The sequence below is a fragment of the Hymenobacter amundsenii genome (genome assembly GCF_002204745.1).
GTDB lineage: Bacteria > Bacteroidota > Bacteroidia > Cytophagales > Hymenobacteraceae > Hymenobacter > Hymenobacter amundsenii.
Map to the genome: position 1 here is coordinate 1 of NZ_NIRR01000085.1, position 2,823 is coordinate 2,823.

At 57.9% G+C, this 2,823-nt stretch carries 5 protein-coding genes; 3 read left to right on the top strand and 2 right to left on the bottom strand.

Annotated elements, in window-relative coordinates; all coding sequences use genetic code 11:
• Nucleotides 1-160: 160 nt before the first annotated feature.
• Together CDA63_RS19950 and CDA63_RS19955 are read right to left on the bottom strand one after the other, a co-directional pair.
• Entirely contained in the window at nucleotides 161-355 is a 195-nt protein-coding gene (locus CDA63_RS19950) for a hypothetical protein (protein ID WP_126546988.1), read from the bottom strand.
• Nucleotides 346-840 (bottom strand): hypothetical protein, encoded by a 495-nt coding sequence (locus CDA63_RS19955; protein ID WP_126546989.1) that lies wholly within the window; start codon nucleotides 838-840, stop codon nucleotides 346-348. The genes CDA63_RS19950 and CDA63_RS19955 overlap by 10 nt, the downstream gene beginning before the upstream one ends.
• A 56-nt stretch (nucleotides 841-896) precedes the next feature.
• Here CDA63_RS19955 and CDA63_RS21030 point away from each other — a divergent pair, with 56 nt between their 5' ends.
• From CDA63_RS21030 to CDA63_RS19965, 3 genes are all read left to right on the top strand, one after another.
• Nucleotides 897-1,571: a HEAT repeat domain-containing protein gene (locus tag CDA63_RS21030; protein WP_165768423.1), complete on the top strand. Its 675-nt coding sequence runs from the start codon at nucleotides 897-899 to the stop codon at nucleotides 1,569-1,571.
• A gap of 64 nt (nucleotides 1,572-1,635) precedes the next feature.
• Nucleotides 1,636-2,217 (top strand): GNAT family N-acetyltransferase, encoded by a 582-nt coding sequence (locus CDA63_RS19960; protein WP_165768424.1) that lies wholly within the window; start codon nucleotides 1,636-1,638, stop codon nucleotides 2,215-2,217.
• Between the two features lie 210 nt (nucleotides 2,218-2,427).
• Complete coding sequence (locus tag CDA63_RS19965) at nucleotides 2,428-2,721, top strand: hypothetical protein (protein WP_088466213.1); 294 nt, start codon at nucleotides 2,428-2,430, stop codon at nucleotides 2,719-2,721.
• Nucleotides 2,722-2,823: the final 102 nt, after the last annotated feature.

Genomic DNA, 2,823 nt, shown 5'->3' on the forward strand with positions numbered 1-2,823 from the left:
AACGCCGGCATTCTGCCCTCGGCTATCAATCGCCCAATCACTTTGAAACCCATCTTCAAACAACGTCCCAATTGTGTCCGGCTTAGCTAGACCACCTCAGCTCCTTAAACTAGATTGCCGCGTCTACCTTCGGACCCTTTTAGTAAACAGTTATGAGCGGTTACACGTCGTTTTTCCAGTCGCGGTCGACTTGGCCAAAATACGTGTCGAGCAGGGCGTAGGCGGCCTGCACACGGAAGAGCTCCGCTTGAGTGTCCCCAGCCAGGAGCGTTTGCGTAGGACGCAGCAGTTGGGCAATGGCCCGTTTGACAGCCACGGGTGCAAACGGGCCTTTCATGGCTTCGATCACTTCCATAGCCGACACCATGCCTTCGTCGGCCTCCGCGCGGTCAAAAGGAACCGCACGAAAAAGGCCAGGTGGGCCGAGCAATCGTAGCGGGCGCAAGCCAATAGAAACCACGAGGTGTGGCGCACGTTCGCCGGATGGGCCGCGGCCCGCATCAACGGCTGGAGCACCCGCACGTCGCCAGCCGCGCCCAGAACTTCAGCGACGAAGGCTTTGGTGATGTAGCTCGTCGAGGTCTCCAGCAACGGCACCAAGGCGAGCGGGTCGGCTTTTGTCCGGACGGCGTGCCGTACCTGGGAGAGTTCCGCTGCCAGCGCGTCGTTGCCTTCCGCATTGGCCCGGTCTATGGCGGTCCGCAGTTCTTGGAGTCTGGTAGGCTTTCGAGCGGGCATGTAGCGAGTGCGCGTGTTCAGGATAAGGGCTAAAAATATGCTCGTTTTACCAAACGAAGCGCGTTTAGGCCACGACCGTTTGGGTAAATTTAAGAAGCTCATTCCTTGGCGGCTGCGCTAACCAGCCTGCGTGTGCTTCCCGTATGTTTGTTTCGCCGATGATTACCCCCGATTTACTCTTCCAAATAGCCCACGCGAACGGCGAGGAACGGGCGCACGCATTAGCTGCCTTGCAGGCGGAGGCCGGCAACCCCGCAGCGTACGCCGTGGTGATGGAGACGCTCGCGCGCACCACCGACGATAGGGTGGCCTTTTTCTGCCTCGATGCGTTGATTAAACAATTTCCTGCCTTGCTCCCTGCGGACGCCCCGCGCCTGGTGCCCGTATTGCTCGGCCAGCTCGTGGGCCACGACCATCCGGTGACGGACCGCGCCATCTGGGCCTTGAGCGTCACCGGTCCCGCGACAGTCCCGGCCTTACGCACCGCCATTGAACAGGCACCCGGCACCGACCACCGAGTGGCTTACCTATTTGCGTTGGGCAAGAACAAGCACGTCCACGCGCAGGCGGCCGTGGTTTTGTCGCTATTCGCCGGCTTATTAGCGGACGCCCAGGCACCGGTGCGGTACTGGGCCATGGTGGCCCTGATGGACATGAGCCCGCTCCGGCCGTGGTTCGACGCGCGGCTCAATGCGCAGGACTTTGAACCCTTATATCCGCGCATCATGCGCGTCGCGGAAGAATTCATCCAGAACGGCCAAGACGATTTTGCGGGCCGTTACCACGAACTCATTACCCAACATTGGACCCAGACCGAAGAAAGCCGGCTATAAAAGAGGCCAAACGCTCTTTATTCTGAACAGGCCTCGTTTACTTTGCCACCGTTTTCCTAAACGCTTGGAAAAAGGTTTTACCTCAAACTCGATTCCCCCACAAGCTCTTAGTGAGGAAACAATGACAGGCAAAAAGTTTACCCCGTTTCCGGTTTTGCAAACCGGACGGCTGACGTTGAGACAACTCAGGGACAGCGATGACCATGACATCTTGGCTTTGCGTTCTAACGCCCAGGTGAACCACTACCTGGACCGGCGACCCAGCCAATCCCTGAACGACGCGAGGCACTTCATTCACACCGTGAACGACAACGTCCAACGCGACGCGTCGATTTATTGGGCCCTGACGTTGCGCGGTGCCGACAACCTGATTGGAACGGTCTGCTTGTTTAACTTTTCGGAAAACCCTGCGAAGGCAGAGATTGGGTATGAATTGCTGCCGGCCTTCCAGGGAAAAGGGTTCATGCACGAAGCGCTTTCACCCGTGCTTCACTTTGGGTTTCAACGGGCTGGGCTGCGTGCAATTGAAGCCCACACCCATTCCGAAAACCGCCAGTCTACCCGCGTTTTGGAGAGCTTACAGTTTAAGCGAGACGGGGCTGCCGACGCAAACATCACGCGGTTCAACTTGACGCATGATGGCTGAAAGAACAACCAACCGCCACCAACGCGTTGGCAAGCCCCGGTGGGCCAACGTCGCCCCCTGCCTCAACCGCCTACTGTAATTTGTCTTGTCCTAAATTGATCCTTCTACTGAACGGAGCGCGTTTACCTTCGGACCGTTTGGGTGAACGCAGTCTATTCCAAGGGTTGCGTGATGTTACTTCCGGCTTGAACCGCCGATGAGGCTTGCACCATGACGAAATCCTTCCTTTGGAACTTAGCGGCCGGCCTTTTCGCCGTGTTGCTGACCCTGGTCTGCATCGGCCGTTTAATGCTGAGCGAGTTCGTTCGCTACGGCTACCGCGATTTTGATACCGGAATCGCCGGCCCGCTGACGCTGCTCGTGCTTGTATTGCACGTGGGGTTCGTGGGCCGGTTGCTGCTGAAGCGCCGCGGGTTCTTGGCGCTGGCAGTTGCCGCCGGATGCGCGCTGCTCTACCTCCTGGGCGACTACTTTTTCAGTAGCATCGGTAAAATCGGGGGCTAATAACCACCGTTTTTGTGAACATATGAATCATTTCCAGTCACTTCCCGCAATAAGGGCAGGTTGAGGCCTCCCTCCGAAACGCGTCCGGCATGGTGTGTTGCC